The 25,659-nt window shown below is 73.4% G+C and carries 27 protein-coding genes; 15 read left to right on the top strand and 12 right to left on the bottom strand.

Annotated elements, in window-relative coordinates:
* Positions 1-7: 7 nt before the first annotated feature.
* Together AC5RWQ_RS00705 and AC5RWQ_RS00710 are read right to left on the bottom strand one after the other, a co-directional pair.
* Positions 8-316: a hypothetical protein gene (locus AC5RWQ_RS00705; protein WP_494280796.1), complete on the bottom strand. Its 309-nt coding sequence runs from the start codon at positions 314-316 to the stop codon at positions 8-10.
* A 14-nt stretch (positions 317-330) separates the two neighbouring features.
* On the bottom strand, positions 331-618 hold the full coding sequence (locus AC5RWQ_RS00710; RefSeq protein ID WP_494280797.1) for a hypothetical protein: 288 nt from the start codon (positions 616-618) through the stop codon (positions 331-333).
* A 106-nt stretch (positions 619-724) separates the two neighbouring features.
* On the opposite strand from AC5RWQ_RS00710, the gene AC5RWQ_RS00715 reads away from it, so the two are divergent.
* The gene (locus tag AC5RWQ_RS00715; RefSeq protein ID WP_494280798.1) at positions 725-1,081 is read left to right on the top strand and encodes a DUF3099 domain-containing protein; all 357 of its coding nucleotides are present in this window, start codon (positions 725-727) and stop codon (positions 1,079-1,081) included.
* 45 nt (positions 1,082-1,126) lie between these two features.
* On the opposite strand, the gene AC5RWQ_RS00720 is transcribed toward AC5RWQ_RS00715, so the two are convergent.
* Positions 1,127-2,026 carry a carbohydrate kinase family protein gene (locus AC5RWQ_RS00720; RefSeq protein WP_494280799.1) on the bottom strand — a complete coding sequence of 300 codons (900 nt, stop codon included), beginning with the start codon at positions 2,024-2,026 and terminating at the stop codon, positions 1,127-1,129.
* Positions 2,023-2,958: a pseudouridine-5'-phosphate glycosidase gene (locus AC5RWQ_RS00725; protein ID WP_494280800.1), complete on the bottom strand. Its 936-nt coding sequence runs from the start codon at positions 2,956-2,958 to the stop codon at positions 2,023-2,025. Before AC5RWQ_RS00725 ends, AC5RWQ_RS00720 begins: the two co-directional genes overlap by 4 nt.
* 88 nt (positions 2,959-3,046) lie before the next feature.
* Here AC5RWQ_RS00725 and AC5RWQ_RS00730 point away from each other — a divergent pair, with 88 nt between their 5' ends.
* The 3 genes from AC5RWQ_RS00730 to AC5RWQ_RS00740 all read left to right on the top strand — a co-directional run bounded on the left by AC5RWQ_RS00730 (position 3,047) and on the right by AC5RWQ_RS00740 (position 5,900).
* Positions 3,047-3,265, top strand: coding sequence for a DUF3039 domain-containing protein (locus tag AC5RWQ_RS00730; protein WP_322439187.1), 219 nt, complete (start codon positions 3,047-3,049; stop codon positions 3,263-3,265).
* Between the two features lie 42 nt (positions 3,266-3,307).
* On the top strand, positions 3,308-3,958 hold the full coding sequence (locus AC5RWQ_RS00735) for a trimeric intracellular cation channel family protein (protein WP_334485525.1): 651 nt from the start codon (positions 3,308-3,310) through the stop codon (positions 3,956-3,958).
* Positions 3,959-4,166: 208 nt separating this feature from the next.
* Complete coding sequence (locus tag AC5RWQ_RS00740) at positions 4,167-5,900, top strand: DEAD/DEAH box helicase (RefSeq protein WP_494280801.1); 1,734 nt, start codon at positions 4,167-4,169, stop codon at positions 5,898-5,900.
* Between the two features lie 131 nt (positions 5,901-6,031).
* Here AC5RWQ_RS00740 and AC5RWQ_RS00745 read toward each other — a convergent pair whose 3' ends face one another.
* From AC5RWQ_RS00745 to AC5RWQ_RS00755, 3 genes are all read right to left on the bottom strand, one after another.
* Positions 6,032-6,265, bottom strand: a complete 234-nt coding sequence (locus AC5RWQ_RS00745) for a DUF7455 domain-containing protein (protein ID WP_036374862.1) — start codon at positions 6,263-6,265, stop codon at positions 6,032-6,034.
* Between the two features lie 246 nt (positions 6,266-6,511).
* Positions 6,512-8,125, bottom strand: a complete 1,614-nt coding sequence (locus tag AC5RWQ_RS00750) for an RNA polymerase sigma factor (RefSeq protein ID WP_494280802.1) — start codon at positions 8,123-8,125, stop codon at positions 6,512-6,514.
* Positions 8,126-8,744: 619 nt separating this feature from the next.
* Entirely contained in the window at positions 8,745-9,173 is a 429-nt protein-coding gene (locus AC5RWQ_RS00755) for a hypothetical protein (RefSeq protein ID WP_494280803.1), read from the bottom strand.
* 464 nt (positions 9,174-9,637) lie between these two features.
* On the opposite strand from AC5RWQ_RS00755, the gene AC5RWQ_RS00760 reads away from it, so the two are divergent.
* On the top strand, positions 9,638-10,456 hold the full coding sequence (locus AC5RWQ_RS00760; protein WP_494280804.1) for an inositol monophosphatase family protein: 819 nt from the start codon (positions 9,638-9,640) through the stop codon (positions 10,454-10,456).
* Positions 10,457-10,546: 90 nt separating this feature from the next.
* On the opposite strand, the gene AC5RWQ_RS00765 is transcribed toward AC5RWQ_RS00760, so the two are convergent.
* The gene (locus AC5RWQ_RS00765; protein ID WP_494281137.1) at positions 10,547-11,056 is read right to left on the bottom strand and encodes a LytR C-terminal domain-containing protein; all 510 of its coding nucleotides are present in this window, start codon (positions 11,054-11,056) and stop codon (positions 10,547-10,549) included.
* Positions 11,057-11,492: 436 nt separating this feature from the next.
* On the opposite strand from AC5RWQ_RS00765, the gene AC5RWQ_RS00770 reads away from it, so the two are divergent.
* Positions 11,493-11,789, top strand: coding sequence for a DUF4193 domain-containing protein (locus AC5RWQ_RS00770; protein ID WP_067315205.1), 297 nt, complete (start codon positions 11,493-11,495; stop codon positions 11,787-11,789).
* Between the two features lie 130 nt (positions 11,790-11,919).
* Positions 11,920-12,885 (top strand): hypothetical protein, encoded by a 966-nt coding sequence (locus AC5RWQ_RS00775; protein ID WP_494280805.1) that lies wholly within the window; start codon positions 11,920-11,922, stop codon positions 12,883-12,885.
* Between the two features lie 33 nt (positions 12,886-12,918).
* Here the strand turns inward: AC5RWQ_RS00775 and AC5RWQ_RS00780 are convergent, their stop codons facing one another.
* On the bottom strand, positions 12,919-13,434 hold the full coding sequence (locus AC5RWQ_RS00780) for a DUF3093 domain-containing protein (protein WP_494281138.1): 516 nt from the start codon (positions 13,432-13,434) through the stop codon (positions 12,919-12,921).
* A 49-nt stretch (positions 13,435-13,483) separates the two neighbouring features.
* On the opposite strand from AC5RWQ_RS00780, the gene dut reads away from it, so the two are divergent.
* The 4 genes from dut (at position 13,484) to AC5RWQ_RS00800 (ending at position 16,056) form a co-directional block, all read left to right on the top strand.
* Positions 13,484-14,056, top strand: a complete 573-nt coding sequence (gene dut / locus AC5RWQ_RS00785; protein ID WP_494280806.1) for a dUTP diphosphatase — start codon at positions 13,484-13,486, stop codon at positions 14,054-14,056.
* A gap of 25 nt (positions 14,057-14,081) precedes the next feature.
* The gene (locus AC5RWQ_RS00790; RefSeq protein ID WP_494280807.1) at positions 14,082-14,759 is read left to right on the top strand and encodes a DUF3710 domain-containing protein; all 678 of its coding nucleotides are present in this window, start codon (positions 14,082-14,084) and stop codon (positions 14,757-14,759) included.
* Positions 14,760-14,995: 236 nt separating this feature from the next.
* Positions 14,996-15,376 carry an OB-fold nucleic acid binding domain-containing protein gene (locus AC5RWQ_RS00795; protein ID WP_334485504.1) on the top strand — a complete coding sequence of 127 codons (381 nt, stop codon included), beginning with the start codon at positions 14,996-14,998 and terminating at the stop codon, positions 15,374-15,376.
* Positions 15,373-16,056, top strand: coding sequence for a DUF3159 domain-containing protein (locus AC5RWQ_RS00800; protein ID WP_494280808.1), 684 nt, complete (start codon positions 15,373-15,375; stop codon positions 16,054-16,056). Before AC5RWQ_RS00795 ends, AC5RWQ_RS00800 begins: the two co-directional genes overlap by 4 nt.
* Before the next feature lie 52 nt (positions 16,057-16,108).
* Here the strand turns inward: AC5RWQ_RS00800 and AC5RWQ_RS00805 are convergent, their stop codons facing one another.
* Both AC5RWQ_RS00805 and AC5RWQ_RS00810 read right to left on the bottom strand, forming a co-directional pair.
* Positions 16,109-16,798, bottom strand: a complete 690-nt coding sequence (locus tag AC5RWQ_RS00805) for a potassium channel family protein (RefSeq protein WP_494280809.1) — start codon at positions 16,796-16,798, stop codon at positions 16,109-16,111.
* Between the two features lie 3 nt (positions 16,799-16,801).
* On the bottom strand, positions 16,802-17,467 hold the full coding sequence (locus AC5RWQ_RS00810; protein WP_494280810.1) for a potassium channel family protein: 666 nt from the start codon (positions 17,465-17,467) through the stop codon (positions 16,802-16,804).
* Positions 17,468-17,628: 161 nt separating this feature from the next.
* On the opposite strand from AC5RWQ_RS00810, the gene AC5RWQ_RS00815 reads away from it, so the two are divergent.
* The 4 genes from AC5RWQ_RS00815 (at position 17,629) to dxs (ending at position 24,344) form a co-directional block, all read left to right on the top strand.
* Positions 17,629-19,695: an APC family permease gene (locus AC5RWQ_RS00815; RefSeq protein WP_494280811.1), complete on the top strand. Its 2,067-nt coding sequence runs from the start codon at positions 17,629-17,631 to the stop codon at positions 19,693-19,695.
* On the top strand, positions 19,692-20,954 hold the full coding sequence (locus AC5RWQ_RS00820; RefSeq protein WP_494280812.1) for a class I SAM-dependent RNA methyltransferase: 1,263 nt from the start codon (positions 19,692-19,694) through the stop codon (positions 20,952-20,954). Before AC5RWQ_RS00815 ends, AC5RWQ_RS00820 begins: the two co-directional genes overlap by 4 nt.
* A gap of 231 nt (positions 20,955-21,185) precedes the next feature.
* Complete coding sequence (locus AC5RWQ_RS00825) at positions 21,186-22,346, top strand: anhydro-N-acetylmuramic acid kinase (RefSeq protein ID WP_494280813.1); 1,161 nt, start codon at positions 21,186-21,188, stop codon at positions 22,344-22,346.
* Positions 22,347-22,394: 48 nt separating this feature from the next.
* The gene (gene dxs, locus AC5RWQ_RS00830; RefSeq protein WP_494280814.1) at positions 22,395-24,344 is read left to right on the top strand and encodes a 1-deoxy-D-xylulose-5-phosphate synthase; all 1,950 of its coding nucleotides are present in this window, start codon (positions 22,395-22,397) and stop codon (positions 24,342-24,344) included.
* A 70-nt stretch (positions 24,345-24,414) separates the two neighbouring features.
* Here dxs and AC5RWQ_RS00835 read toward each other — a convergent pair whose 3' ends face one another.
* A complete protein-coding gene (locus tag AC5RWQ_RS00835; RefSeq protein ID WP_494280815.1) occupies positions 24,415-25,653 on the bottom strand; it encodes a hypothetical protein in 1,239 nt (412 codons plus the stop codon).
* Positions 25,654-25,659 lie beyond the last annotated feature (6 nt).

Here is a 25,659-nt window from a genome sequence, read left to right on the forward strand (position 1 = left end):
CGGCTGGTCAGGCGGCCGTCGGGCGGGAGAGCGAGGCCAGCGCCCGGCGCACGTCGGCGAGCGAGACGGTGGCGGAGTCGTCCAGGTCGGCCAGGCCGGCCTCGATCCACTGCCGCATCAGCGTGGTGACGCCGATGCCCCGCGCCTCGGCCGCGGCGCGGACCCGCTCGTAGGTCTCCAGGGGCAGCCGCACCGAACGGCTGACCATCGGCACGTCGGTGTCGGGGGTGGGCAGCTCCAGCGGCTGACTCTCGTCGATCAGCTCGGCGAGCGAGTCGTCGCCGTGGAACCGCTTGGTCGCCTCGTGGTGGTTCATCGCCGGTCGCCTCCTCATCGGCGTGTTCTCCGTACGGCTTCGTCGTAGCGCTTGGCCTCGACGTCGCTCAGCTCGCGGGCGGAGAGGATGTCCCAGTCGTGGTCGGTGCCGTCCGCCTCGGCGAGCAGCACGGCCAGCCGTCGGCCGCGACGGTTCGCGGCGTAGACGACCATCACGTCGTCGCCCAGGTGCCGGATCACCCGACGGGTGCTGTGCAGGGCCTCCCAGACTTCCCCGGGCGTGACGTCGTAGACCCGCAGGTTGCCCAACGCCTCGTCGGTGAAGCTGAAGCGGCTGCCCACGCGGGCAGCGTACCACGTATGTAACACGTCACCGGTAGGCGTCGATTTTCGCTGATCACGCCCGAGCAGTGACAGGATGGGGGCAATCCCCTCGAGGAGGCCCGTGGTGAAGCGTCAGGCGTACGAGCCGATTCTGATCACCGACGCCTCGCGCAGCCAGGACGACCAGCTCACCAGCCGGCAGAAGCGTTACGTGCTGATGATGGGCATCCGGGTGGCCTGCGTGATCGTCGGCGCGATCCTGGTCGGCACGAAGGCTCCCCTGCTCTGGCTCTGGCTGCCCATGGTCGGCCTCGGCATGATCCTCATCCCCTGGCTGGCCGTGCTGCTGGCCAACGACCGTCCGCCCAAGGAAGAGCACCGGATCGCCGGCCGGTTCCAGCCGCGCGCCCGGGACGAGTCACCGCCGATGAGCCTCACCGCCGAGGAGCGCCCGCACAAGGTCATCGACGCCGAACCCTGACCGGCCCCGCCGGCCGGGAGCCGTGGGCTCCCGGCCGACGTCCGGTCAGCCCGCCGGTCGGGCGCCCACCGTCGACACCGCCAGCGCCCCCAGGTCACCCGCCCGGGTCAGCGCCGCCCGCGGGTCGGCCCCGGCGACCCAGGCCGTCAGCAGCCCCGCCGCGAACGCGTCACCGGCGCCGGTGACGTCCACCACCGCCACCCGCCGCCGCGGCGCCACCCCGACCGTCGCGCTCCGGTCCACCCAGATCGCGCCGGCCTCGCCGCGCTTGACCACCACCCGCCGCGCCGAGGCCGACAGCGCCCGCGCCTGCGCCGCCGGGTCCAGCCCACCGGCCAGCACGGCCGCCTCATCGGCGTTGACCAGCAGCAGGTCGACGTCGCGTACCCAGGACAGGAAGGCCGCCGCGCCGGCCCGCCGCAGCGGCGCCGCGGAGGCCGCGTCGACGCTGGTGGTGAGCCCGCGCTCGCGCGCCACGGCGAGCGCCCGCAGCCCGGCCGGTCGCGACGCGGCATCCAGCAGGGGGTACGCGGAGAGGTGCAGATGGGTGGCGTCGGGCGCCGCCGCGACGGCCCGCTCGACGTGCCCGGCGGTCAGCCGCAGGTTGGCGCCCCGCTCGGTGACCATCGTCCGTTCCCCGTCGGTGGCGAGCACGATCACGGTGCCGGTGGTGGTCCCCGGATGCCGCTCGACCACGCAGTCCACGCCGGCGCGTTCCAGCTCGGTCACACGGTCGCCGGCCGCGCCGTCGTCGCCGACCGCGCCGACCAGGGTCACGGGCACCTTCTGCGCGGCGATCCAGGCGGCGGTGTTGGCGGCCTGACCGCCGCCGCAGACCTGGATGGTCGCCGGGGTGTCCGAGCCGGTGGCCAGCGGCCCGGCCAGCACCGCCACCACGTCGGTGATCAGATCACCGACGACGATCAGCCGGGACGGCGCGGTCATGCCGGCCGGTCGGTACGCCGGGCGGCCGCCGCGACCGCGATCCGGGCCGCCAGGTCGGCGTTGCGCAGGATGATCCGCACGTTCACCGCCAGGCTCGCCCCCTCGGTGGCCGAGTGGAAGTGGGCCAGCAGGAACGGCGTCACCGCCTTGCCGGTCACCCCGTCGCGGGCCAGCAGGGCCAGCCCGGTCGCGAGGGTCCGGTCGTGCAGCTCCGGGTCGAGCTGCTCGTCGACCGGGAGAGGATTGGCCACGATCAGCCCGCCGCCGTGCACGCCCTGCTGCTCCCGGGCGGCCAGCACGTCCGCCACCTGCTCCGGGGAGTCCACCGACCAGTCCAGGTCGAAGCCGGCGTCGCTGAGATAGAAGCCGGGGAAGCGGCGGGTGCGGTAGCCGACCACGCCGACCCCGAGGGTCTCCAGCCGCTCCAGGGTGGCGCCCACGTCGAGGATCGACTTGACCCCGGCGCAGACCACCGCGATCGGCGTCCGGGCCAGGGTGACCAGGTCGGCCGACTCGTCGAAGGTCTGCGCCGCCTCCCGGTGCACCCCGCCGAGCCCACCGGTGGCGAAGACCCCGATCCCGGCGGCGGCGGCCACCGCGCTGGTCGCGGCGACCGTGGTGGCGCCGTCCGCGCCGGTCGCGGCGGCCACGGCCAGGTCGCGGACGGAGAGCTTGCTCACCCCGTCGACCGTGGCGAGCCGGGTCAGCTCGGCGTCGTCCAGGCCGACGACGAGCTCGCCGCCGACCATGCCGATCGTGGCCGGGACGGCGCCCGCGGCGCGTACCGCCTGCTCGATCTCGCGCGCCACCCGCAGGTTGTCGGGTCGGGGCAGGCCGTGCGAGACGATGGTGCTCTCCAGGGCGACGACGGGACGGCCGTCGCGGAGGGCGTCGGCGACCTCGGCGCCGGGACGGATGTGAAAGTTGGTCACCTCGGTTACCGTACGTCCCGCCGTCGGGAAGGGCTGCGGTGGACCCGGCCCGCCCGACCTGCCAGACTGGAAAGTTGGAGGTGGAGAAGTGAGCACAGAGGTTCTCGAGCGTCCGGAGCTGAAGGACGCCGACACCGGTCCGGAGATGTTCCACTACGTCCGCAAGGAGAAGATCGCCGAGAGTGCCGTCATGGGCACCTACGTCGTGGCGCTCTGCGGCGAGACGTTCCCGGTGACCAAGGCCGCCAAGCCCGGCTCGCCGGTCTGCCCGAAGTGCAAGGAGATCTACGACTCGTACCGCGACTGATGCGGGGCGGTCGCGTCGGCCGCCCACGTAATCTTCGGCGGTGTGAACACCTCCACCGCCCTGCTCTTCGCCGATCTGACCGGAGTGGCCGTCTTCGCCGCCTCCGGGGCCTCCGCGGCGGTGGCCAAACGGCTCGACCTCTTCGGCGTCGTGTTCGTCGGCTTCGTGGCCGCGCTCGGCGGCGGCATCTTCCGGGACGTGGTCATCGACGAGGTCCCACCGCTGGCCTTCGGCGACTGGCGGTACGCCACCACCGCCGCGGTCACCGCCGCCGCCGTCTTCTGGCTGCACCCGCAGCTCGCCCGCCTGCGCACCACCGTGCTGGTGCTCGACGCGGCGGGGCTGGGACTGTTCACCGTCACCGGCACGCTCAAGGCGCTCGACGCCGGCATGCCACCGGTCGGCGCGATCGTGATCGGCATGCTCACCGCGATCGGCGGCGGGCTCGGCCGGGACCTGCTCACCGCCGAGATCCCGGTGGTGCTGCGCCGGGAGATCTACGCGGTGGCCGCGCTGGTCGGATCGATCATGGTGGTGCTGCTGGAGGCCATCGGTCGCGCCGGGGCTGCCGGCCTGACCGCGGCGGCGGCGCTGGTCTTCGTGCTCCGGCTGGTGGCGCTGCGACGGCGCTGGTCGGCCCCCGTCGCCACGCTGCGGCCGCCGAAGACCGGGGTCCGCGGCCCGCAGGGCTGACCCGGCTGAGGTGGTCACGGCGCCCGCGCCGGTGACGCGGCGGGGGTGGCGGATGTGACCAGCGTGGCGTCGAGTGGGGCGACGGGCCCGGGCTGGTTATGCTGAGTCGGCCTTCGCGGCAGCTTCTGCGCGGAGGCGTTTTCATGGGCGGCGGTACCGTGGCCCTCGGCCCCGGTCCGCCGTCGTGCGGTCGGAGAGGAGCCTTTGCGTGGCAGCCCGGACGCCGGCGCTCGAGACGTTCCCACCCCTGCGCGCGTGGCAACGCAAGGCGCTGGTGGAGTACCTGCGTCGTCGTTCCGAGGACTTCACCGCGGTCGCCACCCCGGGCGCGGGCAAGACCACCTTCGCCCTGCGGATCGCCGCCGAGCTGCTCGCCGACGGCACCGTCGAGGCGGTCACCGTGGTGGCCCCGACCGAGCACCTCAAGACCCAGTGGTCCCAGGCGGCGGCCCGGGTCGGCATCCAGCTCGACGCCGCCTTCCGCAACGCCGACGTGCACTCCTCGGCCGACTTCCACGGCGCGGTCGTCACCTACGCCCAGATCGGCATGGCCCCGCAGGTGCACCGGCGGCGCACCATGACCCGGCGCACCCTGGTCATCCTCGACGAGATCCACCACGCCGGTGACTCCCGCACCTGGGGAGACGGGGTCAAGGCGGCCTTCGAGCCCGCCGTACGCCGGCTGATGCTGACCGGCACGCCGTTCCGCTCCGACGACAACCCCATCCCGTTCGTCAGCTACGAGCGGGGCGGGGATGGGCTGCTGCGCTCCCGCGCCGACTCGGTCTACGGATACTCCGACGCGCTGCGCGACGGCGTCGTCCGCCCGGTGCTTTTCCTGGCGTACTCGGGGGAGACCCGGTGGCGCACCAGCGCCGGGGACGAGCTGGCGGCGCGGCTGGGCGAGCCGATGACCCAGGACCTCGTTGCGCAGGCCTGGCGGACCGCCCTGGATCCGGCCGGCGACTGGATGCCGCAGGTGCTGCGCGCCGCCGACGCCCGCCTCACCGTGCTGCGCAACGCCGGGATGGCCGACGCGGGCGGCCTGGTGATCGCCAGCGACCAGCAGAACGCCCGCTCGTACGCCAAGCTGATCGAGCAGGTGACCGGCGAGAAGGCCGCTGTGGTGCTCTCCGACGACCAGGGCGCCTCGGCCCGGATCGCGACGTTCGCGGTGTCCGAGCAGCGGTGGCTGGTCGCGGTCCGGATGGTCTCCGAGGGCGTGGACATCCCCCGGCTGGCGGTCGGCGTGTACGCCACCAGCGCCAGCACCCCGCTCTACTTCGCCCAGGCCATCGGCCGGTTCGTCCGGGCCCGCCGGCCGGGGGAGACCGCCTCGGTCTTCGTGCCGAGCGTGCCGCACCTGCTCGGGCTGGCCAGCGAGATGGAGGCCGAGCGGGATCACGTGCTCGGCAAGCCCAAGGACCGTGAGGGCTTCGACGACGACCTGTTGGAGCGCGCCCAGCGCGACGAGCAGGCCAGCGGCGAGCTGGAGAAGCGTTTCACCGCGCTCTCCGCCACCGCCGAGCTGGATCAGGTGATCTTCGACGGCACCTCCTTCGGCACCGCCGCCCAGTCGGGCACGCCCGAGGAGGAGGAGTACCTCGGCCTGCCGGGTCTGCTCACCGCCGACCAGGTCTCCCTGCTGCTCACCAAGCGGCAGGCCGAGCAACTGGCGGCCCAGCGTCGCCGGACGGCCAACAGGGCCACTGAGCCGGCCGCTGCGGCGACGCAGGCTCCGCCGGCACCGATGAGCGCGGCCCAGCGCCGGGTGGCGCTACGGCGGCAGCTGAACGCCCTGGTGGCCGCCCGGCACCACCGCACCGGCCAGCCCCACGGCAAGATCCACGCCGAGCTGCGCCGGCTCTGCGGCGGGCCGCCCAGCGCCCAGGCGACCATCGAGCAGCTCGAGGAACGCATCGCCACCGTGCAGACCCTCTGACCCGATCGTCCCACCGGCCCCGGCGGACGGTCTGCCCGTCGAGATCGCGGACCCTGGGGCGCAAAAAAGTCGACCGGAGGGACCCGTTGGGTCCCTCCGGTCGACTATGTCGTCGGCTTACGGTTGCGGATTCAGTTCGCCATCAGATCGGCGCCACGCCAGCTGAACTCCGGGTCCGTCGCGTACCGCACGGTGATCTTGACGAGATCCTCCGCGTACTTGTTCGCGTGGTGCCCACAGAACACCAGCTCGCTCCCACCCGCCAGAGTGATCCGGAGCTTGCCGGCAGCATTGCAGCGGTCGCACCGTTCATCGGCGGCTGGGGGAGCCACCGTCTCGGGCGGCGGCGTGAGGGTCGGGGTCATCGCCTTCCTCCTCTGGTCGTCACCGATGAACAATCTCTTCGGTCGTTGCTCACCTATCGTCTAACACCCTTGTCGGGCCCTGCCTTCCCCGTGTGCCCGCGGGGGACCGAGGTCACACCTGACAGGGGGACAGTGTGCCGTGCACCAAGGGTGCCACGTCAACGATCACAAACGAGCAACCGACCGATCACCTTTGAGTGTTCTACGGCTGGTGATCAAACCGACACGCTTGGTTGACGTGACGGGTCAGTCCAGGTAGTCGCGGAGCACCTGGGAGCGCGACGGGTGCCGCAGCTTGGACATGGTCTTCGACTCGATCTGCCGGATCCGCTCCCGGGTCACCCCGTAGACCTGGCCGATCTCGTCGAGAGTACGCGGCTGACCGTCGGTGAGGCCGAAGCGCAGGCGTACCACGCCCGCCTCACGCTCGGAGAGCGTCTGCAGCACCTGCTGGAGCTGGTCCTGCAGCAGCGAGAAGGAGACGGCGTCGACCGCGACGACGGCTTCCGAGTCCTCGATGAAGTCACCGAGCTGGCTGTCGCCCTCGTCACCGATGGTCTGGTCCAGCGAGATGGGCTCCCGGGCGTACTGCTGGATCTCCAGCACCTTCTCGGGTGTGATGTCCATCTCCTTCGCCAGCTCCTCCGGGGTGGGCTCGCGGCCCAGGTCCTGGAGCAGCTCGCGCTGGATGCGGCCGAGCTTGTTGATGACCTCGACCATGTGGACCGGGATGCGGATGGTGCGGGCCTGGTCGGCCATCGCCCGGGTGATCGCCTGCCGGATCCACCAGGTGGCGTAGGTGGAGAACTTGTAGCCCTTGGTGTAGTCGAACTTCTCGACCGCGCGGATCAGGCCGAGGTTGCCCTCCTGGATCAGGTCGAGGAAGGCCATCCCGCGACCGGTGTAGCGCTTGGCCAGCGAGACGACCAGCCGGAGGTTGGCCTCCAGCAGGTGGTTCTTGGCGCGCTCGCCGTCGCGGGAGATCCAGCCCAGGTCGCGCTGCATCTCGCGGGTGAGCTTCTCCTCACCCTCCTCGGCCGCGCGCAGCCGCTCGGCGGCGTAGAGCCCGGCCTCGATCCGCTTGGCGAGCTCCACCTCCTGCTCGGCGTTGAGTAGCGGGACCTTGCCGATCTGCTTGAGGTACGCCCGGACCGAGTCGGCGGAAGCGGTCAGCTCGGCGTCCCGGCGCGCCTGCTTGAGCGCCTCGGACTCCTCGTCGTCCCACTCGAAGTCGTTGTCGGTCGCGGAGGCGGCGGCGTCGGTCGCGGCGGCCTGGGCCAGCTCGGCCGGCTCCTCGACCACCACGTCCTCGATCGTGGCGGCGAGCTCCTCGGGGTCGATCTCGCCCTCGGCGCCCTCGCCCTTGGCCTTGCCGGCCGCGACCTTGGTCGCACCGGCGGCGGCCACGGTCGCCTTGGTGGCCCGGGTCGACTTCGTCGCCTTGGCGGCCGGCGCGGCGGCCTTGGCGGCCACCCCGGCGGTCGTGGTGGCGGCGGCCTTGCGCGGGGCCGCCTTGCGCGGGGCGGGCGCCGGAGCCTCGTCGGCGGCGGGCGCCTGCTTCGGCGCCGGCGCGGCGGCCTTCTTGGTGGTCTTGGCGGTGGTGGCCCGCGAGGCCGGGGTGGCGGACCGGGCGGCGGCGACCCGACGGCGGGTGCTGGCCGAGCCGTCCACGACCACCGTCACTCCGGCTTCGGAGAGCGCCCGGAGGATCTTCTTGGCCTGGGCCGGGGTCACCTCAGCGGACTCGACGGTGCGCGCGAGCTGGGCCGACGTCAACTGGCCGCCGGCGCTCTGCGCGTGCGCGATCAGGGTGTCGGTGAGCGAGCGTACGTCGGCGCCGTTCTGGCGTGGTTCTGTCACGAATGACCTTCCGGAGGCGAAGAGCGAGCACGGGCCGGGTCGTCCGACGCAGCGCGGGGCACCGTGCCGGGCGATGTCGTTGAGGGACCCCCGTGTCCCGGTCCGGCGGTTCGGCGGCGGTCCGTGGCGCGTGGGCAGGGTGAATTGTAACCCCGTCTGCCGCGATCATCCCGCGGCGCACGGCAACCGGCGGCCTGCACCACCGGTTCGGCACGGATGTGGACTTTGCACCCATGGTACCCGCGTGCGACGCGCGGACCGGGCCGGCGGCGAGCGGGCCGCGCCGGAATTGCCGTTCGAGCGGTCAGGTTCGGCGGCGCGGTTGCGTACGAGCAATGCCAAGGGACGCCGATGCCCGATCAGGGCAGGCCGGCGTGGCGGCGTCACGGTCGGGCTCGGGCCGCGGTCGCCGCTTTCCGATGGCCGGGCGGCGGCACGAATCTGATGCAGCTTGGGGGTGTCACCCATGGTGAGCGAAAGCGCTAGAGAGGCGTTGACACCTGAGGGGCTGGTGAGAAATGGCGGCGCGGCCACCCACCTGTTTTCAGGGAGCGGCCGCGCCGATATGGTTCGTGCAATGGTCTTCTTTTCAAGTGCCAGACCGAAAAGGTATCTCGACTCAGTCGATGTAGTCGTTCATCAAAGGGTTGCACCATTCGACGCCACCGCTGACCAACGTGCACACCTTCCAGTGGATGACGGCGCGGGTGACGTTGTTGGGCTCGATGCTGAAGGTCGCTTCGCGCCCCTGCCCGTCGGCCAGCGTGTAGTTGCCGTAGCGCGCGCCGGACCAGTAGACCTTGATCCGGGTGCCGTCCGTGACCCAGTCCTTGACGGTGAAGGCGTTCCGCTGGGTGGTGCAGCAGCTACCGCTGTTGAACCAGGCCTCACCATAGGTCTTGCCGTTGTTGCCGTAGTACGCGTACTGGTGGGTCGTGGCGGCGTACGCCGCACTTCCCGTCCCGACGATCGCGGCCAGGGCCACGCCCGCTCCGATGGCGGTCCTCTTGCCCCACAGGCGAGCATTCCCGAACCGGGTTTCAGTCATCTTGTTCCCCCGTTTCCGAACCTACCGGCAACCAGCTGATTGGTCGCCAACAACTGGAGATCAAGACTGTACGTCCAGTGTGGATGCGTGTCAATGTGCGCCTCGAATGTGACGATGTGTGACGAAGGCCGGCCGCCGGGACCGAATACGGGAGTATCCGTGTGGCCACGTAAGGGCCGCGCTTGTTGCGCCCGGCCGCGCCCGGATCAGTCTTGATCCGGTGATGACAGGGGGCGCGGCTGCTGACGGAGAGTGATCCGTTGTCACGGTGCCGAGTACCCAGGCCTTCGGGCCGTCCTGGTGGGCCGGGCCCTTTTCGCGCTGTCAGGGTGGGATCGGCCATGCTGAGACGGCACGCGCGGTCCGCCGCGGTGTCAGGGGACGTCATGCCGGCGAGCCTCGAGGATCTCGGTCTGGTGCGTGTCATGCGCTTGCGGGACAGCGGTACGCGAAAGGGACAAAGCATGGCTAGGTCGGCGCTGGCGCCGCAGCAGTTGCTCAAAATAGCGATCAAGGTCGCCCGAGACGCGGCCGCCACCGCGGCCCGGCTGCGGGCCGAGGGGGTCTCGGTCGCGGCGACCAAGAGCACGGTCACCGACGTGGTCACCGCCGCCGACCGGGCGGTGGAGCGGCAGGTCCTCGACGCCCTGCATGCCGTCCGTCCGGACGACGCGGTGCTCGGTGAGGAGTACGGCGCCGGGGAGCCCGCCACGGCGGCCAGCGGCGTCCGGTGGGTCGTCGACCCGATCGACGGGACGGTCAACTACCTCTACGGCCTGCCGCACTGTGCGGTGTCGCTGGCCGCCGAGGTGGATGGTGAGGTGGTCGCCGGCGTGGTGCGCAACCTGGTCACCGGCGAGGAGTGGACCGCCACCGCCGGGGGTGGCGCCTGGCGCGACGGGCAGCGGCTGAGCTGCTCGGACGAGACCGACCTGGGGCAGGCGCTGGTGGCCACCGGGTTCGGCTACGACGCGGCGCGCCGCGCCCACCAGGCCCGGGTGGTCGCCGAGTTGATCCCGCACGTGCGGGACATCCGCCGGTTCGGGGCCGCCGCGCTGGACCTCTGCCTGGCCGCCGAGGGACGGGTCGACGCGTACTACGAGAAGGGGCTGGCCGCCTGGGACCAGGCCGCGGGCGGGCTGGTCGCCGCCGAGGCGGGCCTGCGGGTCACCGGGCTGCGCGGCCGACCGGCCGGCCCGGACCTGGTGCTCGCCGCCCCACCGGCGCTGTTCCAGGCGCTGCACGACCGGCTCGCCGACCTGGACGCCTCCGGCGGCCCGTGAGCGAAAAGGGCGGTGCCCCCGGCTCGGGGACACCGCCCTTTCGGCGACGAGAACCGGCGCTTCGTCGCGCCGAGCGGTCCGGACGGGTGACTACTTCACCGGCATCGGGCAGGAGCCTTCCGGTGCGGTCGGCGCGCCCAGGTCACCGAGGGACTGGTTGACCTCGGTGGTGGTCGCCAGCTGCTGGAAGCCGTTGCCGAGCACGACGTCCACCGTGTCGTCCTTGCGCTTCGGGTCGTAGTCCCGGTCGGCGTTGTCCAGGAAGAAGGCCCGCAGCAGGTGCGCGGAGCCGACTCCCTTGGGGCCGAAGCGCAGGATCGCGACGCCGTCGACGTGCGGGGCGTTGCCCTCCTTCTTGACCTGGAACTTGCGGTTGCGGAAGTCGTCCGCCACGCTGCCGGCCAGGCCGGGCTGGTTGGTGCCGTTGAGGATGTTGATCTTGACATCCTTGTAGTTGCGCAGGGTCAGGTCGGCGAGCGGCCAGCCCTCCGGGCAGCCGCCGGCCGTCCCGGCGTTGCCCTGGGTGTCCTTCACCAGCGCGACGACCACGAAGACCAGGGCGATGACCGCCAGCAGACCGACGACAACGAGTGCCCGCACTCGCGCAAAACTCATCTGGGCGCTCCCCGGACGTGATGGAGTGGCGGCGGCCGCTGGCGGTCTGGCCGCCCCGCCGGCCGTCGAGTACGCCGCTGAGGTTAACGGTTGTCCGGCGGTCGCGTGGAAACAGCCCGACATGCCGGCGCGCCATCCGGGAACCGGGTAGTACTACCCCTATCTTCGTGTCGCCTGAGTCACATTGGGAACAACTCAGGGCGCAGGGGCGTACATCTCTGCCGCGAGGGCGGTATACATGCCTCGCCCGGGAGGGGGGTAAGGTACCGCGCTCGCTGGGGGAGTTTCCCTGGCGGTGCCGGCCCGAACGGCCGTCGGGTCGGGTGACCGACAGAAATGGTGGCCGGCCAGTGGGAACCGAAACAGCGTCGTCCGGCGTTACCACCGGAAGCGACAATATCGATATGGGAGAGTGAAACCGATGGCCACCGACTACGACGCCCCGCGTCGCGACGAGGTCGACCTCGGCGAGGACAGCCTGGAAGAGCTCAAGGCCCGGCGGGTCGACTCACAGTCGGGCGCCGTGGACGTCGACGAGGCCGAGGTGGCCGAGAGCTTCGAGCTGCCCGGTGCCGACCTCGCCGACGAGGAGCTGACCGTCAAGGTCCTCCCGATGCAGCAGGACGAGTTCCGGTGCGGCCGGTGCTTCCTGGTCCACCACCGCAGCCAGCTGGCGGTCGAGCGCAACGGCGACCTGATCTGCCGCGAGTGCGTCTGACGCACCAACCCACCGGCGGCGGCCTCCCCCGTGGGGCCGCCGCTGCCCGAGCTGCCGTGCGCGTGCGGCGCGGAGCTGCTTGACTCGTAACACGCAGTCCACGCCGACGCAGGCACGGGAGGTCGGGCGCATGAGCGAGCACGGCGAACGGAGCGACGGGTCCGGGGGGACCGTTCCGCACACCGGTGCCGGGCCGTACTCCGGTGTCCGTCCGGACGCGTCCGCGCGTCCGGACGCCGCCGGCGGGCCGGAGGTCCCGGCGCGCCCCCAGGCGGGGCACCACGACCCGGCCAGCGGCGCCCAGCCGGCCGGGGCGGCGATCGTCGGGGGTGACCCCGCCGACCGGGCCGGCGACGAGCTGGGCGAGACCGTGGCGGCGCTGACCGCCGACGACATCGAACCGGCCCGCCGGCGGCAGCTGCTCACCCGGCTGGCCGGGCAGGCCCGCGCCCGTGGGCTGGGCGGCCTGTTCAAGCCGAGATCCGCGGTGCGCTGGATGACCGAGACGGTCGCCGACGTCGCGCCGCACGTGCCCGTCCGGGACCTGGCCACCCTGCGCCGGCACTTCCCCGGGCTGGACGACGAGGCGCTCGCCGAGCGGCTGGTCCGCAACGCCGCCCGGGCCACCGCCGGGGTCGGCGCGGCCGGCGGGGGTGTGGCCGCCGTCGAGTGGGTGGTCACCCCGACCCTGCTCTCCGCGCCCGTGCTGCTGGCCGCCGAGACGGTCACCGTGGTGGCGATCGAGCTGAAGCTGATCGGCGAGCTGCACGAGGTCTATCGCGCGCCGCTGCCCACCGGCGGCACCCAGCGGGCGGTCGCCCTGGTGCAGTCCTGGGCCAGCCAGCGCGGGATCAGCCCGATGATGCCCGGCGTCGGGGTGAGCGCCGTGCTCGGCACCGCGGCCCGCAAGGAGCTGCGGGAGACCCTGCTCAAGCGGTTCGGCCGCAACCTCACCACGCTCGGCCCGTTCCTCACCGGCGCCGCGGTGGCCAGCTACCTCAACCGCCGGGCCACCAGGACCCTGGCCGACCAGCTCCGGCGCGACCTGCGCCGGCAGCGCGACGCGCTGCCCGGCGGTCGGCGGGCGCTGCCCTGACCCCGTCGCCGCCCTCAGGCGGTATCGCGGGCCTCAGGCGGTGTCGGGGGCCTTCGGGGCGGCGTCGCGGGCCGCCAGGAGCGCGTTCGCCAGCTCGACCGGGTGTCGGCTGCTCACCACCCAGAACGGGGTCGGGTCGGCCGGGTCGGCCAGCACTACCTGCACCGCGCCGCCGATCCACGGCCGCTGCACCACGAAGGCCAGCGGATCCGCGCCCACCCCGAGCACCTCACGCCGCCCGGCGGCGTCCAGCGGGACCGCGTCGGCCACGAACCGCACCGGCAGGTGGGCGTCGTCCACCCACAGCTCGCCGTCGCGGACGGCGACCCGGACCCGGCCGAGCCGCCACAGGCCGACCGCCGTCGCGGGGATCAGCAGCACGAAGGGCAGCCAGGCCCGCACCCCGGACGCGCCCATCCAGATCTCGGCGGCGGCGAATGCGGCCAGCGCCAGCCCGGACAGCCAGAACCACCAGGGCAGGCCGAGCCGCTCGGAGTACGCCGCGACGGCCGCGGGAGGCGGGGCCGACGGCGACGGGGAAGGCGACAAGCTCACTCCTGCCAGGGTACGGCGCACGGCGGCCGGTCGACCCGGCAGGATGGCAGGGTCACCCCGCGAACGCCGATGGAAGAGGGAGACCGTGACCCACGTGGTACCCGTGCCCGTACGGCAGCTCGATCCGGAGCTGCCGCTGCCCGCGTACGCCCATCCCGGCGACGCCGGGGCCGACCTGGTCGCCGCCGCGGACGTCGAACTGCCCCCCGGCGGCCGGGCCCTGGTCCCCACCGGCGTGGCGCTGGCGCTGCCGGAGGGGTACGTGGGCCTGGTCCATCCGCGCTCCGGGCTGGCCGCCAGGCTCGGCGTGACGGTGCTCAACGCGCCCGGTACGGTCGACGCCGGCTACCGGGGTGAGATCCTGGTCAACCTGATCAACCATGATCGGGAGGTGCCGGCGAAGATCTCCCGTGGCGATCGCATCGCGCAGCTCGTTGTGCAGCGGGTGGAGCGGGTCGAGTTCCAGCCGGTGGCCGAGCTGCCCGGGTCGCGGCGCGGGGCCGGTGGGCACGGTTCGACCGGCGGGCACGTCGGGCTGGTGCCGGCGCCCGGTGGGCCGGCCGGAGGGGCCGGCCCGGACCGGGTCGGTGGGCGGACGGAAGAGGTGGCAGGGTGAGTGCGAACAGCGGAGGGTGGACGCAGTGATCTTCAGCCGTAAGCGGGCCGATGGCGGGCGGCACGCCCGTGACGAGCGGGCCGCGGAGGTCCTCGACTCGTACGACGCCGAGGAGGCGACGGGACCGTCGCGCGGCCCGTACGACATCAGCGAGGTGTCGGACGACCTGCAGCGGCTCGATCTGGGCAGCCTGCACATCCCGGCGGTGCCCGAGGTCGAGGTGCGGGTGCAGGCCGATCCGCAGGGCGTGATCCAGCAGGTCGTGCTGGTGCACGGCGAGAGCGCGCTCCAGCTCGGCGTCTTCGCCGCGCCCCGCTCCGAGGGCATCTGGGACGAGGTGCGCGAGGAGATCCGGCAGTCCCTGTTCGCCGATGGCGCCGCCGCCCAGGAGGTCCAGGGCGAGTACGGCACCGAGCTGCACGCCCGGGTCCGTACCCCGGACGGCCTGACCGACCTGCGCTTCGTCGGCGTCGACGGGCCGCGCTGGATGGTCCGGGGCGTCTACCAGGGCGCCGCGGCGACCAACCCGGCCGCGGCCGGCCCGCTGGCGGTGTGCCTGGACGAACTGGTGGTCGACCGGGGGCAGGAGGCGAAGCCGGTCCGTGAGCCGCTGCCGCTGCGCCTGCCCCGCGAGGCCGGCGAGCAGGCCGGCGAGCAGGCCGGCGGCGACGCTGCCCCGGCACCCGCCCCGCGCGAGGCCTGAGCTACCGCACCGGGCCCGGCACCGACACGTACGTCGGTGCCGGGCCCGGTCCGTGTCCGGGGCCGGCAGGGCTTCGGCGTGCCCTCTCGCCCGGTGTCGCGGGCGTCCCCGGTCCGACCGGGTGCCGGACCCGACCAGGCGGCGGTCCGGCGTACGCTGGCGGGGCGGTCCCGGCATTCCGGGGCCGCGGCGGAGCCGGCACGAGCCGGCCGGCGTGGAGAGGTGACGCGGAGGTCATGTCGACCGACCAGGGCCGGGTGTCGCTGCGGCGCATCCTGCAACGGCTCACCGCGAGCGAGGCCGAGATCGAGGCGCAGGAGCTCCAGCGGGAGAGCGCCCAGTGCGGCGGCGTGCCGGCCCGGCAGTGCACGCGCGGCCAGGTGGTTTCGGTCACCGGGCGGCTGCGTACCGTGGTCTACACGCCGCGGACCAACCTGCCCACGCTGGAGGCCGACCTCTACGACGGCAGCGACGTGGTGACCCTGGTCTGGCTGGGCCGGCGGCACATCGCCGGGATCGAGCCGGGCCGCCACCTCACCGCGCGCGGCCGGGTGGCCCTCCGGGACGACCGCAAGGTCATCTACAACCCGTACTACGAGCTGGAGTCGCCGAAGTGACGACGGGACAGCACCCGGCCACCGAGCCGGTCACCGGCCCTCAGGACGACGAGCGGCTGCCCAGCCTCGCCGAGCAGATGGCCGACCAGCTCGGCGGCTGGCGGGGCCTGGTCGAGTCGAGCGTCCCGGTGGTGGTCTTCGTCCTGGCCAACGTGCTCGGCGAGCTGCGCCCGGCGGTGATCGCCTCGGTCGGCGTGGCGCTGCTGATCGCCGTGGTCCGGCTGGCCCAGCGCCGCCCGATCCGGCACGCGGTCAACGGGCTCCTGGGCATCGGCATCGGCGCGGCCATCGCCTGGCGTACCGGCGACGAGCGGGACTTCTACCTCCCCGGCATCCTCTACGGCATCGGCTACGGGGTGGCGCTGCTGGTGTCGGCGGCGATCCGCCAGCCCCTGGTGGGCTGGATCTGGTCGGTGCTGGTCGCCAAGGGGCGCGCCGAGTGGCGGGACGACCCGCGCCTGGTGCGCACCTTCACCCAGCTCACCGTGCTCTGGGGCGTGGTCTGGCTGGCCAAGGTCGGCGTGCAGGCCGCCCTCTACCTGGCCCACCAGGACACCGCGCTGGGCGTGGCCCGGCTCGCCCTGGGCTACCCGCCGTACGCGCTGCTGCTGCTGATCACGGTCTGGACGGTCCGCCGGGTCACCCGGGAGACCGGGCCCCAGCCGCTGCCCGGCGCCTGAGCCCCCCGCCCGCCGGCCGGGTGGGCCGGCGGGACTTCCGGTGGCATCCGGCTCAGCCGGCGCCCCGGGTCCGCTCGACGCTGTCCGGGCCGAGGATCACCGCGCGGACCTCGTCCTCGACCGCGGCGGTGCACACGAAGATCAGCTCGTCGCCCGCCTCGATCGGGTCGTCCGGGCTGGGCACCAGCACCCGCTTGCCCCGCAGGATCGCCACCAGCGCCGCGTCCCGGGGGATCGGCACCGCGTGGATCGGCTGGCCGACGTAGGGCGCGGACGGCGGCAGGGTGATCTCCACCAGGTTCGCCTCGCCCTGCCGGAAGGTCATCAGCCGGACCAGGTCGCCGACGGTCACCGCCTCCTCGACCAGGGCGGCCATCACCCGCGGCTTGCTGACCGAGACGTCGACGCCCCACTGCTCGGTGAAGAGCCACTCGTTCTCGGCCCGGTTGACCCGGGCCACCACCCGGGGCACGGCGAACTCGGTCTTGGCCAGCAGCGACACCACCAGGTTGACCTTGTCGTCCCCGGTCGCCGCGACCACCACGTCGCAGCCGGCGACGTTGGCCTCCTCCAGGCTGGTCAGCTCGCACGCGTCGGCCAGCACCCAGTCGGCGGCGGGGACCCGGTCCGGCCGGAGCATCTTGGGCTGGCGCTCGATCAGCATCACCTGGTGGCCGTTGTCGATCAGTTCCTGGGCGATCGAGCGGCCCACGTTGCCGGCGCCGGCGATGGCGATCCGCATGGCTCAGTGCCCTCCTTCGGGCGGCGTCGCGGCCACCGTGGTGACCGAGGCGGCGATGTCGTCGGTGACCAGCACGTAGAGCTGGTCACCCTCCTGCACCACGGTGGACGCGGTGGGCAGCGTGCCGATGCCGAACCGGGTCAGGTACGCCACCCGGGCGCCCGCGGCCTCCTCCAACTGGTGCAGCGGCCGGCCGACCCACTCCTTGTGCACCGGGATTTCCATGATCGAGACCGTGCTGGTCGGATCCCGGAAGATCTCCACGTTGCCCTCGGGGACCAGGTGCCGCAGCATCCGGTCGGCCGTCCAGCGGACGGTGGCCACGGTGGGGATGCCGAGCCGCTCGTAGACCTGGGCGCGGCGCTGGTCGTAGATCCGCGCGGCGACCCGGGAGACGCCGAACGTCTCGCGGGCCAGCCGGGCCGAGATGATGTTGGAGTTGTCGCCGCTGGAGACGGCCGCGAAGGCGTCCGCCCGCTCGATGCCGGCCTGCCGCAGCACCTCGCCGTCGAAACCGGCGCCGGTCACCGTGATGCCGGCGAAGTCGGGGCCGAGCCGGCGGAAGGCGTCGGCGTCCTGGTCGATCACGGCGACCGAGTGACCCCGGGCCTCCAGGCTGTGGGCCAGGGTCGAGCCGACCCGACCACAGCCCATGATCACGACATGCACGGTGCCCCTCCCAAGGTGCCGCCCGTCACCGGCGGGCCTGTCGTCTGCGAGCCTGCCACGTCCGGCGGGCCGGCGGGGGACCGACGGTACCCCGCGGGTGGGGGAGAGGGTGATCAGGCACCCCCACCGCGCGACGGGGGGTGGTCGTACCCTTAGCGCTTGTGGCCAGTCCCACCTCGCTGCTGAAGCGACTCCTCGTCGGTCGACCGTTCCGGTCCGACCGGCTCCAGCACACCCTCCTGCCCAAGCGGATCGCCCTGCCGGTCTTCGCCTCCGACGCCCTCTCCAGCGTCGCGTACGCGCCCGACGAGATCCTGCTGACGCTCTCCATCGCCGGGGCGTCGGCCTTCTTCTTCTCCCCGTGGATCGCCCTCGCGGTCGTCGTGGTGATGCTGACCGTGGTGGCCAGCTACCGGCAGAACGTGCACGCCTACCCCTCGGGGGGCGGCGACTACGAGGTGGCGACAGTCAACCTGGGGCCCCGGGCGGGGCTCGCGGTGGCCAGCGCGTTGCTGGTCGACTACGTGCTCACCGTCGCGGTGTCGGTCTCCTCCGGGGTGGCGAACCTCGGCTCGGTGGTGCCCTTCGTGGCCACCCACAAGGTGCTGATCGCGGTGACCGCGGTGGTGCTGCTCACCGCGGTGAACCTGCGCGGCCTGCGCGAGTCCGGCACCGCGTTCGCCATCCCGACGTACGGCTTCGTGATCGTGATCGGCGGGATGATCCTCACCGGCCTGGTCCGGTACTTCATCCTCGGTGACGACCTGCGCGCACCGAGTGCCGGGCTGGAGATCCAGGCGGAGCACAGCGTCAGCGGCTTCGCGCTGATCTTCCTGCTGCTGCGCACCTTCTCCTCCGGCTGCGCCGCGCTCACCGGTGTCGAGGCGATCTCCAACGGCGTGCCGGCGTTCAAGGCGCCGAAGAGCCGCAACGCGGCGACCACCCTGCTGCTGCTCGGCACGATCTCGGTGGGCATGCTGGTCGGCATCATCTGGCTGGCCCGGCTGACCGGCCTCCAGTTCGTCGAGGACCCGTCGCAGATCATCTCCGGCCCCGACGGGTACGTGCAGAAGACCGTCACCACCCAGCTCGGCGAGACGGTCTTCGGTTCCGGTTCGGGGCTGCTCTACGTGGTCGCCGGGATGACCGCGCTGATCCTCTTCCTGGCCGCGAACACCGCGTTCAACGGCTTCCCGGTGCTCGGCTCGATCCTGGCCCAGGACCGCTACCTGCCCCGGCAGTTCCACACCCGGGGGGACCGACTGGCCTTCTCCAACGGCATCGTCTTCCTCGCCGTCTTCGCGGTCGTGCTGATCGTCGGCTTCCAGGCCGAGGTGACCCGGCTGATCCAGCTCTACATCGTCGGCGTCTTCGTCTCCTTCACCCTCTCCCAGGCCGGCATGATCCGGCACTGGAACCGGCACCTGCGCACCGAGCGGGATCCGGATGCCCGGCACCGGATGATCCGCTCCCGGGCGATCAACACCTTCGGCATGGTGATGACCGGCACCGTGCTGGTCATCGTGCTGATCACCAAGTTCCTGCTCGGCGCCTGGATCGCCATCGCCGCGATGGCGGTGATCTACCTGCTGATGCTGGCCATCCGTCGGCACTACGACCGGGTCGCCACCGAGCTGGAGCCGACCGAGGTCCGGGGCGTGCTGCCCGCCCGCAACCACGCCATCGTGCTGGTCAGCAAGCTGCACCAGCCGACCCTGCGGGCCATCGCGTACGCCCGGGCCACCCGGCCGGACACGCTCACCGCGGTCACCGTCAACGTCGACGAGAAGGACACCCGCCACCTGCAGGAGGAGTGGGAGCGGCGGGAGCTGCCCGTCCCGCTGACCGTGGTCGACTCGCCGTACCGGGAGATCACCCGGCCGATCCTCAACTTCGTCGCCTCCACCCGCCGGGCGTCGCCCCGGGACGTGGTCACGGTCTTCATCCCCGAGTACGTGGTGGGCCGCTGGTGGGAGAACCTGCTGCACAACCAGAGCGCGCTGCGCCTCAAGGGGCGGCTGCTCTTCGAGCCGGGCGTGATGGTGACCAGCGTGCCGTGGCAGCTCGCCTCCACGGCCAGCAAGAACCTCCAACGATTGGACGAGACATTGAGCCGTACCCCGGCCCGTGGACCCCGGGTGGCGCCGCGCATCACCCTGCCACCGAGCGTCCCGCCGGTGGTCTCCACCCCGCCGGCCGACGGCGGCCCGACCGGCGACCGTTCGTGACCGCCCCGTCTCGCGCCGGCGCCGGCGCGGAGCAGCGGCGCGGGCTGGAGGAGGCCGAGCGGGTCGAACTGACCGTCGACGCGGTCGCCCCCGGCGGGCACTGCGTGGCCCGGGTCGACGGCCAGGTGGTCTTCGTCCGGCACGCGCTGCCCGGCGAGCGGGTGGTCGCCGAGGTGACCGAGCTGTCCAAGGGCTTCGCCCGGGCCGACGCGGTGGAGATCCTCGACCCGTCGCCGGACCGGGTCGAGCCGCCCTGCCCGTGGGCGAAGCCGGACCGGTGCGGCGGCTGCGACCTCCAGCACGTCGCTCCCGAGGCCCAGCTGGCCTGGAAGGTCGCCGTGGTCCGCGAGCAGCTCACCCGGCTCGGCGGGCTCACCGACACCGAGATCGACGCGCTCGGCGTCACCGTCGAGGCGCTGCCGGGCGGGCCGCTCGGCTGGCGCTCCCGGGTCCGCTACGCGGTGGACGCCGCCGGCCGGGCCGGGCTGCTCAAGCACCGCTCGCACGAGGTCGTCCCGATCGACTACTGCCGGATCGCCCACCCGGCGATCCAGGAGCTGCCGGTGCTCACCCCGTCGGGCGCGCGCTGGCCGGACGCCGAGGCGGTCGAGACGGTCGCCTCCACCGGCGGGGACGTCAGCGTCACCACGGTCACCGAGGGGGTGCCCGCCACCGTCAGCGGGCCGGAGACGGTTCGCGAGCGCGCCGCCGGCCGGGACTGGGTCCTGCCCGCCGCCACCTTCTGGCAGGTCCACCCGGCCGCCGCCGACGCCCTCGTCGGCGCGGTCCTCGACCTGCTCGCCCCGCAGCCCGGCGAGAGCGCCTGGGACCTGTACGGCGGGGCCGGCCTCTTCGCCGCCGCGCTCGCCGGCCGGGTCGGCCCGGACGCCCGGGTCACCCTCGTCGAGTCCTCGGCGCAGGGCGTCGCCGCCGCCCGGCAGAACCTGGCCGACCTGCCTCGGGTGGAGGTGGTCGCCGCCCGGGTGGAGACCGCCCTGGCCCGCCGTCGGATCACCGGCCCGGTGAACCTGGTGGTGCTCGACCCGCCGCGCGCCGGCGCCGGCGCCGACGTGGTCCGCGACGTGCTGGCCGCCGGGCCGCGCGCGGTCGCGTACGTGGCCTGTGACCCGGCCGCCTTCGCCCGGGACGTACGCACCTTCACCGGGGCCGGTTGGCGGCTGGCGGGGCTGCGCGGGTACGACCTGTTCCCGATGACCCAGCACGTGGAGCTGGTCGGCCTGTTCCTGCCGCCGGCCTGACCGGCCCCGCAGTGGTCGGGGGGCCGACGCCGCACCGGAGCCGAGCGCCGTCGTCGAGGGCGGCACGGCGCCGGTCCGGGCCCCCGGAGCCGAGGCTGTCTCTCGGCCGCTTTGCTCTGCTGCACTCCGCGCAACACCTGCCGTCCGGTATCCGGACATCCGGTGTTGCCGTCGCCGCAGCAGAGCAAAGCGTGCGGTGAAGGGTGCCGGGGTGGCGGCTAGCCTGACCGGGTGAAGATCGTTGGGCTGATGTCGGGGACGTCGTACGACGGGGTGGACGTGGTGGCCGCCGAGTTCACCCTCGACGGGGAGACGCTGGCGCTGCGCCCGCTCGGGCACCACAGCCTCGATTACGACGACGGGCTGCGGGCGCAGATCGCGGCGCTGTTGCCGCCCGCCGGCACCACCATCGAGGCCGTCTGCCGGCTCGACAACCGGCTCGGGGAGGTCTTCGCCGAGGCGGCGGCGGTCGGCGTCGAGCTGGCCGGCGGTGCGGCCGATGTGGTCGTGTCGCCGGGGCAGACCGTCTTCCACTGGGTCGAGCAGGGCCGGGCGTGCGGCACCCTGCAGCTCGGCGCGCCGGCGCGGGTGGCCGAGCGGGTCGGCGTACCGGTGCTCAGTGACCTGCGGTCCGCGGATGTCGCGGCCGGCGGGCAGGGGGCGCCGCTGGTGCCGGTCTTCGACGCTCTGCTGCTCGACGCGGCCGTCGGCCGACGGGCCGCGCTCAATCTCGGCGGTATCGCCAACCTCACCGTGGTCGCGCCGGGCGCCCCGGTCCTCGGGTACGACGTCGGCCCGGCCAACGCGCTGCTGGACGCGGCGGCCCGGCGGCTGTTGGGCCGCCCCTGCGACCTCGACGGGGCCCGGGCGGCGGCCGGCCGGGTGCACCCGGGCCTGCTGGACCTGCTGCTCGCCGAGCCGTACTACGCCGCGCCGCCGCCCAAGTCCACCGGCAAGGAGCTCTTCCACGCCGGCTACCTCGACGACCGGCTGGCCGCGCTGGCCGAGCCGGTGGCCCCGGACGACGTGCTGGCCACGCTGACCGAGCTGACCGCCCGGACGGTGGCCGCCGAGTGTGACCGGCGCCGCGTGACGGAGGTCATCGCGGCCGGCGGCGGGGTGCGCAATCCCACCCTGCTGGGTCGGCTGGCCGCCCTCGGCGCGGGCCGGTGGCGGCTGCGGGTCACCGACGAGCTGGGCATCCCGGCGCAGGCCAAGGAGGCGTACGCGTTCGCCCTGCTCGGCTGGCTCTCCTGGCACGGCCTGCCGGGGGCCGTCCCGTCGGTGACCGGCGCCCGCCGGGCCGCCGTGCTGGGCTCCTGGACCCCCGCCGGGCCGCCGCACGACCGGACCCCGGCGACGCCCCCGCGCCGGCTGGTCGTGGCGGTGTGATCCACGGCCGAGCTGCGGCCTCGTGGGCGGCCGATAGACTCTCTCGTCATGAGTGTTGAAGAGGACACGGCCCACCACGGTCGGCTGCTGGGCGCCGTCCGCGGCCCGCAGGACGTGAAGCGGATGACCGCCGAGCAGCTGGACATCCTCGCCGCCGAGATCCGTGACTTCCTGATCGCCAAGGTCTCCCGCACGGGTGGGCACGTCGGCCCCAACCTGGGTGTGGTGGAGCTGACCCTGGCCATGCACCGGGTCTTCGACTCCCCGCGCGACCGGCTCCTGTTCGACACCGGCCACCAGTCGTACGTGCACAAGATCCTCACCGGCCGGCAGGACGGCTTCGACAAGCTCCGCCAGCGCGGTGGTCTCTCCGGCTACCCGAGCCAGGCCGAGAGCGAGCACGACCTGATCGAGAACTCGCACGCCTCCACCGCCCTGTCGTACGCCGACGGGCTGGCCAAGGCGTACGCGCTGCGCGGCGAGCAGCGCAGCGTGGTCGCGGTCGTCGGCGACGGCGCGCTGACCGGCGGCATGTGCTGGGAGGCGCTGAACAACATCGCCACCGCCGGCAACCCCCTCGTCATCGTGGTCAACGACAACGGCCGGTCGTACTCGCCGACCATCGGCGGCCTCGCCGACCACCTCTCCTCGCTGCGGCTCAACCCCGGCTACGAGAAGATCCTCGACACGGTCAAGGACGCCCTCGGCAACACCCCGTTCGTCGGTAAGCCGATGTACGAGGTGCTGCACGCGGTCAAGAAGGGCATCAAGGACGCGGTCGCCCCGCAGGCCATGTTCGAGGACCTCGGCATCAAGTACGTCGGCCCGGTCGACGGGCACGACATCGCCGCCGTCGAGTCGGCGCTGCGCGCCGCGAAGAACTTCGGCGGCCCGGTGATCGTGCACGCGGTGACCCGCAAGGGCTACGGCTACCGCCCGGCCGAGGAGGACGAGGCGGACTGTCTGCACGGCCCGGGCGCCTTCGACGCCGAGACCGGCCGGCTGCTCGCCGCCCCGTCGGTGAAGTGGACCCAGGTCTTCGCCGAGGAGCTGGTCGCGGTCGCCGACGAGCGCCCCGACGTGGTGGGCATCACCGCCGCGATGGCCGAACCGACCGGCATCGCCGCGCTGGCCCGCAAGCACCCCGACCGGGTGTACGACGTCGGCATCGCCGAGCAGCACGCCGCGACCTCGGCGGCCGGCCTGGCGATGGGCGGCCTGCACCCGGTGGTGGCGGTCTACGCGACCTTCCTCAACCGCGCCTTCGACCAGGTCCTGCTGGACGTGGCGATGCACAAGCTGCCGGTGACCTTCGTGCTGGACCGGGCCGGCATCACCGGCCCGGACGGGCCGAGCCACTACGGCATCTGGGACATGTCGGTCTTCGGCGTGGTGCCCGGCCTGCGGATCGCCGCGCCCCGTGACGCCGGCACCCTCCGCGAGGAGCTGCGCGAGGCGGTCGCCGTCGACGACGGCCCGACCATCGTCCGCTTCCCGACCGGCACCGTCGCCGCCGACCTGCCGGCGGTGCGCCGGGTCGGCACCGTCGACGTGCTCTCCGAGGCGGCGCGGACCGACGTCCTGCTGGTCGCGGTGGGCTCCTTCGGCCAGCTGGGCATGGAGGTCGCCGCGCGCCTCGCCGAGCAGGGCTACGGGGTGACCGTGGTCGACCCGCGCTGGGTCCGCCCGGTCCCGGCCGAGCTGGTCGAGCTGGCCGCCGGGCACCGGCTCGTGGTGACCGTCGAGGACGGCGTCCGCGTCGGCGGCGTGGGTGACGCCCTCGCCCAGGCGATGCGGGACGCCGACGTCCGGGTTCCGCTGCGTGACCTGGGCGTGCCGGCCGACTGGCACCCGCACGGCACCCGCGCCCAGATCCTCGCCGACCTGCGGCTGACCGCCCAGGACGTGGCCCGGGACGTCACCGGCTGGATCTCCGGCCTCGACTCCGAGCCGGTGGAGCCGGTCCGGCTGCCCGCCCGGGACGTCAGCGCCAACTGATCCCGTACGCCCGACGGGCGGTCCCGGTTCTCCGGGGCCGCCCGTTCGCGTCCGCCCGGCTTCCCGACGGTCAGCGACCGCCGGCGGAGCGGTAGTAGGTCTTCTCGGCGGTGGCCAGGCTGAACGTCTGCTTCGCGGCCGGCATCGGCACCACCACCAGGCCCGGGCGGTCCACCAGCCGGGGCGTGCCCGGGGGCACCGAGAGCGAGGCGTCCCGGCTGGCGCGCCAGCTCAGCACCACCAGGGGCTGCCCGGGCACCGGCAACACGTACGTCTGCAACGGGTTGGACCGGTCGGCCGGCGACACCACCGGGTCGCCGTCGCCGGCCGGCCGGTAGACCACCGAGGTCATCGTGCCCGCCGCGGTCTCCCAGGTGAGCTGTTCCAGGTCCCCGGGGTCGTCCCCGCCGCCCAGCGCCATCTCGCCGATGCCCCGGACCGTCAGCTTCTCCAGCGGCCACGACTCCGGCACCGAGCGGGGTGCGTCCCGGTCACCGATGCGGCGCGGGATGCTGCCGAACGGTCCCTGGTCGCCGGCGAGCACGCAGGTGTCCAGCCCGTCGAGGGCCCGTCGGCCGGAGCCGGTCTCGTCCCGCACCAGGGGGTAGCGGGGGCCGGTGGTGGCGGTGCCCAGGTCGAGCAGCCGGTCCGCCGCGCGACCCCGGGGCAGCGACTCGGTGGCCCGCAGCGTCGCGGTGACCGGCACCGCCGTGCAGGGCGGCACGGCCACCTTCGCGGTGAGCCCGTCGGTCACCAGCAACGCCCGGCCGTCCGGGCCGAGCAGCCGCTCGACCCGGACGGAGGTGAGGTAGCGGCGGCCGTCGTCGAGCTGCACCGGGAGCACGTCGGCGTAGGCCAGGTAACCGGGGTCGGTGTACTCGGTGGCCAGGGTGACCGCGTACCGGCCGTCGGAGCCGGTGAGCTGGAGCAGCCAGGAGGCGGCCTCACCCGGCACGTCGGCGGCGACCAGGGCCAGCGGGGTGCCGTCCACCTCCCCGGACCAGAGGATGCCGGAGGAGGGCAGGTGCGCCCGGTCGTCGATCGGCGAGCGCCAGGCGCGCACCGCCGCGCTCACGGCCTCCGTCGCCGCGGCGTCGCCGACCAGCGCACCGCGCGGCGGCCACACCTTGAGGGTGCCGTCCAGGCTGTCGTAGCCGACCCGCAGCTCCCGGGCCTGGCGCTCGGCGACCGGCCCGCAGGCCGTCGCGGTCAGCGTCACCGCGAGCAGCGCGGCGGTGATCCCGCCCCGGCGCGCTGGTGCCACCCGTCCGCCCCCGATTCGCCTCGCCGTCCTGTCGGAAGCTGACATGGTACG

It is taken from the genome of Micromonospora sp. BS32 (genome assembly GCF_059089345.1).